The sequence below is a fragment of the Veillonella sp. ZSJB6 genome, from assembly GCF_051549505.1.
Classification (GTDB): domain Bacteria; phylum Bacillota; class Negativicutes; order Veillonellales; family Veillonellaceae; genus Veillonella.
In genome coordinates this window covers 1-249 of sequence record NZ_JBPUGE010000132.1, presented here as the reverse complement: position 1 = coordinate 249, position 249 = coordinate 1, and the positions used below count along the sequence as shown (strand labels likewise).

Here is a 249-nt window from a genome sequence, read left to right as displayed (position 1 = left end):
TTTATTCTTTGACTCCAGCTTTGACGAACGTGATCCAATCGCGGTGTGTCGGAATTTGTCCCGTCACAGCCTCACGGTAACGCGCGAGCATGTTCGTCGCGACCGTCTGGACGCCGCCGCCGATTGAGATGTTGTCGATTTCGATGACGCTGGTCACTTCAGCCGCCGTCCCCGTTAAGAAGATTTCATCTGCGACATATAGTTCGTCACGTCCGATGTGGCGTTCGATGACCTCGAATCCTTCCTCAC

General features: G+C 54.2%; 1 protein-coding gene. It reads right to left on the bottom strand.

What is annotated here, in order from left to right:
- Window position 1: 1 nt before the first annotated feature.
- On the bottom strand, window positions 2-249 hold a 248-nt coding region (locus tag ACSV5T_RS10175; protein ID WP_438321061.1), incomplete at its 5' end, for a hypothetical protein.